This is a genomic window from Salinivibrio sp. IB872 (assembly GCF_001995345.1).
GTDB classification, from domain to species: domain Bacteria; phylum Pseudomonadota; class Gammaproteobacteria; order Enterobacterales; family Vibrionaceae; genus Salinivibrio; species Salinivibrio proteolyticus.
Window position 1 is genome coordinate 1 of the sequence record NZ_MUFO01000077.1, and the last position, 5,879, is coordinate 5,879.

Annotated in this window: 6 protein-coding genes; all 6 read right to left on the reverse strand. The window is 38.3% G+C overall.

Annotated elements, in window-relative coordinates; translation table 11 throughout:
- Positions 1 to 235 (reverse strand): hypothetical protein (locus BZJ18_RS16520; protein ID WP_198532264.1); only part of this gene is annotated, 235 nt, incomplete at its 3' end.
- Positions 220 to 858 (reverse strand): PIG-L deacetylase family protein, encoded by a 639-nt coding sequence (locus BZJ18_RS16525; RefSeq protein WP_077458392.1) that lies wholly within the window; start codon positions 856 to 858, stop codon positions 220 to 222. The genes BZJ18_RS16525 and BZJ18_RS16520, both read right to left, overlap by 16 nt.
- 1 nt (position 859) lies before the next feature.
- Positions 860 to 1,963 (reverse strand): glycosyltransferase, encoded by a 1,104-nt coding sequence (locus BZJ18_RS16530; protein ID WP_077458394.1) that lies wholly within the window; start codon positions 1,961 to 1,963, stop codon positions 860 to 862.
- The gene (locus BZJ18_RS16535) at positions 1,953 to 3,077 is read right to left on the reverse strand and encodes a glycosyltransferase family 4 protein (protein WP_077458396.1); all 1,125 of its coding nucleotides are present in this window, start codon (positions 3,075 to 3,077) and stop codon (positions 1,953 to 1,955) included. The genes BZJ18_RS16530 and BZJ18_RS16535 overlap by 11 nt, the downstream gene beginning before the upstream one ends.
- Positions 3,074 to 4,405, reverse strand: coding sequence for a hypothetical protein (locus tag BZJ18_RS16540; RefSeq protein ID WP_241825004.1), 1,332 nt, complete (start codon positions 4,403 to 4,405; stop codon positions 3,074 to 3,076). Before BZJ18_RS16540 ends, BZJ18_RS16535 begins: the two co-directional genes overlap by 4 nt.
- A complete protein-coding gene (locus tag BZJ18_RS16545) occupies positions 4,402 to 5,757 on the reverse strand; it encodes a polysaccharide deacetylase family protein (protein WP_077458398.1) in 1,356 nt (451 codons plus the stop codon). Before BZJ18_RS16545 ends, BZJ18_RS16540 begins: the two co-directional genes overlap by 4 nt.
- Between the last annotated feature and the right edge of the window lie 122 nt (positions 5,758 to 5,879).

Below are 5,879 nucleotides of genomic sequence, written 5' to 3' on the forward strand. Positions count from 1 at the left end.
GGTTATCAGCAACTATAATCCCCATCTCTTCTGGGAAAGAAATATCTATAGTTTGGGTAATGACTGCGGAACCTGCTACTGAGGAGGTCAGCTCGTTTGTAAACGCTATATCGGTTGGGCATAAATTATCGAACGAAGCCACTCCTTTTACTTCAATATCTCTACCCTGCCACTCACAACCTAGCTTTTCAGCTATTTTTGAAAGTTTCACAGATTTATTTAGCTTATAACCCATCTTACTACCTCAAAGCTTTCTGCATAATCTGCACCAATCTGAACGCCTCTTGTTTTAGCTAAAGAAAGAATAAAATCTTTACTCATATAATCTCTATTAGATTGCGATTTATAACACTGCAGCGCTGAGTACTTTGCTAGTATATGTTGCTCGTCTAGCTTCACAAATGAGGTTGTATCAAAGCTCAAGTTATTCCAAATAAGCTCATAACCTAAAATTGTGGTATTCTTAAAGGCTCTTAATCCTTCCTGCGCAATTGTTGTATGATCTTGGTGTATATCTTTTAGAGATGGCATTAAGACTAGATCAAAATCTTTACTTCTTCTTATATCGATTAAATCTTCGAGAATTTCTTGGCGCTCATAATTTAACTTTCTCACTTGATAGTTAAAAATAATCAAGTTTTCTTCRGGTATACCTAATTCACTTGTTGCATTTCTTACTTCTGTTTTCAAGATATCCTTTGGTAGATGCTCGGGAACAGACTCTTCAGCCGTTGAAAAGGCAACATAAGTCACACTTGCCCCTTGCTTTATAAGCTTTGATATAAAACCTCCCGCTCCCAATTCACCGTCATCAGTGTGAGGCGCAAGGACTAAAACATTTTTAAAGTTGATATCCATATCATAAAGACCTATACAAAGAGATTAATTTCCTCTCTTCAGAAGACCATAAAAAATCATTTTTAGCCACTGCTGAATTATGTTTAAAAATATCTTTTAGAGTAGCAACCTCGAGATTATCAACCAGTTGAGCAATCGTATCGGAATCACTTGGATCTACGTTATAACCTACTGTTCTCTCTTTATTAAAAGATACCCAGTCACCAAAATTTGGCATAATGACAGTCAAACCACACTGCATATATTCAAATAACTTTAAAGCATAAGACATATAGTATTGCCCAACATTGTTAAACAATATCAGACCAATCGAATTCTCTCCATAAACATTATACAACTCTTCCCTATTTAAGACGCCAAGGTATACTGTATTCTTCCAACCAGGATGTATTTTCGCAGCAGCATGGTCACTCGGCGAGATAGGCCCTGCCAAAGTTAGTTTATAGCGAGCATCAAAACTAGAAAGAATCTCTATAAGGTCAAGCATATTGTACAAGCCACGAGCTTGACTCAGCCCACCAACATATAACAAATCAAACTTTGATCGATCTTTATAGTGAATATTTTCAATAATATTTGTTGGGAAATTAGCAATCAACTCCGTTTTAGAAAACTTCTTAAACTTATTAAGCATTGCTATTTGAGGAACAATCAAAGCATCAAATTTCTTACAGGCATATATTTCATATCGTGAGTAAAGCCACGATATAAACCTCCGAAGATAAATTGGTATCCACTCTTTATCCAATATCTGTAAATCGGTGTTTTCATGTATGTCAAAAATAACTTTCTCACCAGAATTCTTTAGCTTAAGACCAATGGGAATCAACTCAGGATCATGCAGGTGATAAATATCTGCATCTAGGTCCAATGCTTTAGCTAAAACACGTTCTGGTGCATTACGAATGCGATCTAAACGTCCCTTAGATGCACCTACATCGAAGATTTTTACATTATTTTTAGTTTCGTCACCCTTACCGTCAGCAACGACCAGTGAAACAGCATAGCCATTATTTGCAAGAGAGTTGCACTCCTTGATGAAGATACGGGTATCAAAGCGAGAATGGACGGAAGTTAGATGAGCGACTTTAATATTAGATGGCATTGTAAATCTCTTTCAAAACTTTTTCCTGATCTTCCCAACAATATTTTTTTCGAGCAGAAAAAACATTTCTCTGAATAACATCGTAGTCTTGATCCAAAGAAGATTCTACGGCTTTCCTTACGCCTTCAACAGTGTTTTCCTCCGCAACGATTCCGATACCTTCTATTTCAACCAGTCGTTTCATTTCAAATAAATTTGAGGTTAACACTGGTAAACCAGCCATCAGATACTCAAACATTTTGTTAGGCAAGCAGTAGCGGTAGCTGAGGCATGAGTCTTCAATAAAAGAAACACCGTAGTCAGCAGAGCTTGTGTAATCCAGTAAAACATCCGGGCTAACGGCTTTATGAAATAAAATAGTACTTTGCTGTTGTTCCTTTTCCCGAATTAAACCTTCTAGAGGGCCATAACCCATGAAAACCAAAACATTTTTATCAGAATCAAGTTCAGAAAAAGCTTCCAGCAGCAATTCAATGCCTCGCCCTTTGCTTAGTCCGCCCTGGTAAAGAAAAATTTTTTGGTCAGCGCGTATGTCTAATTTATCACGAAACAAGTTTCGTTTTTTTTGCTCATGATACGTAGGGCAATTTAACACAAGATGAGGTTTGGTAATATTGTAGAGCTTTGAGTATTCATTAGCGATGGAATCACTGACTGTAATAACAGCATCAGCATATCTAACCAACTTTCCTTCCAGCAATTTCTTGGCTCTCTTCTCCACGCCTTTTAGACCATTAATCTCTGTTTCGTATTCATGGCAATCGTAAACAATTTTTTTATTTCTACCARACAGTTTGATTAGCAAACCAACAGGCAAGGCATTCAAGTCATTACAATGGATGATATCAGATTTTATAAAGCGAGATGCAGCTCGAACCAAAAACTCTAAATATTTGATAATTTGAACAGGCTTTGATTTGGACCAAGGTCTGCTCCTTAATTTTATTCTATTCACTGCAACTCCACCCAAGCTTTCTTCTTCAAGTAGCCCATCATTATGCATTGCAACAACAGTTGTCTCAAAACCAAGCTGAACAAGTGATTTTGATATTTTTAAAACCCGACTATCGTTTGTGAAGTCATTGAGTACGATGTTAGCAACTTTTTTCATCATCTAAAACCAAAAGGCTTGGATATAAATCCAAGCGTAAACCAAAAAACAGCCCAGGAGACGCCTGTAGCCAAGTTAGCGAATATTAATATATATAAGAGAATAAAGGCTGAGTAGATTGCAACCATTTGTGAACCATATCTATTAGGTTCGCATGCTCCTACCCACTTACTATCACGATATATCTGGTAAAAAACACTAGCGAACAGTGTTATCACAATAGTCACTCCGACTAAGCCWAAGTTCGCCATCACATGAGGAAGAAAACTATGTAAGGTTTCACCTGCATTACCTGTCGTTAAATATGCAACATTCATGTTACCTAATAAAGGGGCATACCCAAGCTGATTAGCGCCCGTCTCCATTAAAATATCCATTCGACTCTGTAACGAAGTGTTAGTTCCCGAACCAAAGCCTAATAGTCTTATGCTTGTAATATCAAAATCAAAGAGACTTATTATTAACGTCAATATACCAGCAAAAAAAGCCAAACCAAGTAAAGCCATCAAGCTTAGATACCTAAGTAAACGCTTAGACCAAGGCAAGGCTAATTGATGCCTGAGATAGCTCAACCAAAGCTTTTTTTGGGGAATTATAATAGCCATTACAAGAGTAATAAGACAAACCCCCAAAATAACTGCCGTTGCGCTATTAGAGCCAAATAACTGCGAACTAATGAGAGATAAGATTGTCGACAATGTATAAATAGCCAGCCAAAAAACATCAATTTTAAAATAACGATGATTACGAATACTTTTTAACACTAGACTAATATAATAAAAGGAAACAAGAACAAAGGAAATAGATAGAAAATTACCTGATCGTTGGTAATTACCGTCAACACCCTCCAAATAAAAAAGCGTATCATGTAAGCGGTGGGAAAAGTTGTAAAGCATCCAAACTACCAGTAGAAAAAAAAGAGAAATAACCAATTTTTCTAGTGCTAACTCACTACGATAAGAGAACGTCGTGTAATAGCTTAATCCTAGTAACGAGCCCAAAAAATAAAACAATAGCATGCCGCCCGTTGTAGCTACCGTTATCTGCTTAAGATACTCTAAATCATTTAAATCTAAGATAACACGTAACGCTATCCAACTCATCAGCAAAAGAAAGAAAGTTAAGTGAATGCGGACGTAGATATTTTCGCTTAGCGAGCGCATCAAGAAAGACACCACTGAGAGACTGACAAACCCGATGAGGAGCGGCAATGCTGTACCCATTTCTCCGACATTAACAATATTAGCATTTAAGTATATCAGCAACGTGATTACTTGAAGAATAGTTATAACCTTTAATAAGGATGACGACTTTGATAGAATTAAATTCACAAACGACTTCCTAACACATTGTTATAAATATTTTTTAAGTGAGTGGTCTTAAAGTAGGAGTTATGCCAAAGCAAACCAAAAGTGCCGCTTACCTGCTGACAGCGCATTTTCAATTGTTGCATTTTCGCTTCTGCTGCATCAGTCACACCTAGGCCTAAGTAAACAGAGCCAATCACGGTACACTCCATCACTACCAACGGCCTAATACGCAAACTCATTTGTTCTTGTGCTACTGGATCAAATGCGGGAAATTCATGACAAGTGCCACAGCGAAATCCAGGCCGATCAGCGTAACTCAGAGTAGAATCATAGCTCATATCCGCGTTGGCCCAAGCGCGCATAGTTGTCGGTTGTTCCCAACGTAAGTAATGCATACGGCCTCCCCATTGGCTTTGCTCGATTCCCTCTTCCGCACAAATACGTTTAAGGCGCTCTGCTTCTTGCTTAATCAATTCAGGCTGCTGAAATGTGTCATAACTCGGATGCAGTCCGATTTCATGACCACGTTCGTGGATTCGGCGCATCAAATTACGGATCACAGGATGCTCAGGTTCATAGTCGGCGTCATGAGAATGATTGCCACCACAGATGAAATAAAACGCACTTTTGATATTGTTGGCTTCAGATATATCCATCAACCACTCAAAGGTGTTATAAGGATCGGTTGGGTGTAGCTGGCTGCCTGTCGCAAGTTTAACATAGGGCGCAATAAAAAAAGCCTTGAGATCACGCCGTTTGAGCAGGTGACCTGCCATCATTCGAGCAATGGTTGACCAAGGCTTAAAGCCATACAGACTAGGGCTATCGACATCATGCGACACCTTGATACTGAATGCATGTTTTTTAAGCGCCAACTCAGGCCAGACACGCTGAATAACCTGCCCTAGAATCATCAACCACTCATCGACAATCGGGCGCTCTAGATAACCATGCCTATAAGCATGAGAAGAAACAGCTAGGAAGCGTTGGTGATTATCTAAATCCTTACGTTCTACTTCTTCTAATCTCGTTAGCATCCAGTAGGTTAAACCTAGGATATCGTAATGAATCGTCGCTCCTTTTTCATTTAGCTCTACCAGCGGCTCGGGTAAGTCGATTTCTGATGGCGCAGGGATAACGTCTTCTATAGGGCCAACATAGCTCTCGCTGCTTGCTTGCCATTGCTGGCATGAAAAGTCAGAAAGAGACCTATGAAATACGCTTTGTAATTGGTCAAAAAAAATTACATTTTCGTTATTTGGTAAGGAAAGCAGTAGCCCCCTCTCTTTCTCTGTCAAAGATATTTTATGCCCGAAACGCTCAAATAAAATATTTTCAAGCCAATGTAGAGATGAAGTAGTAAAAAAACTCATTATATGTATTATCTTTTGATTAATGATAATATGTAAGCTTACACTTTATAGGAAATACCTATCACACTCATCAAAATATTCCCGGCACCAGTGACCATCTAAAGAAGCATATGATATAGATG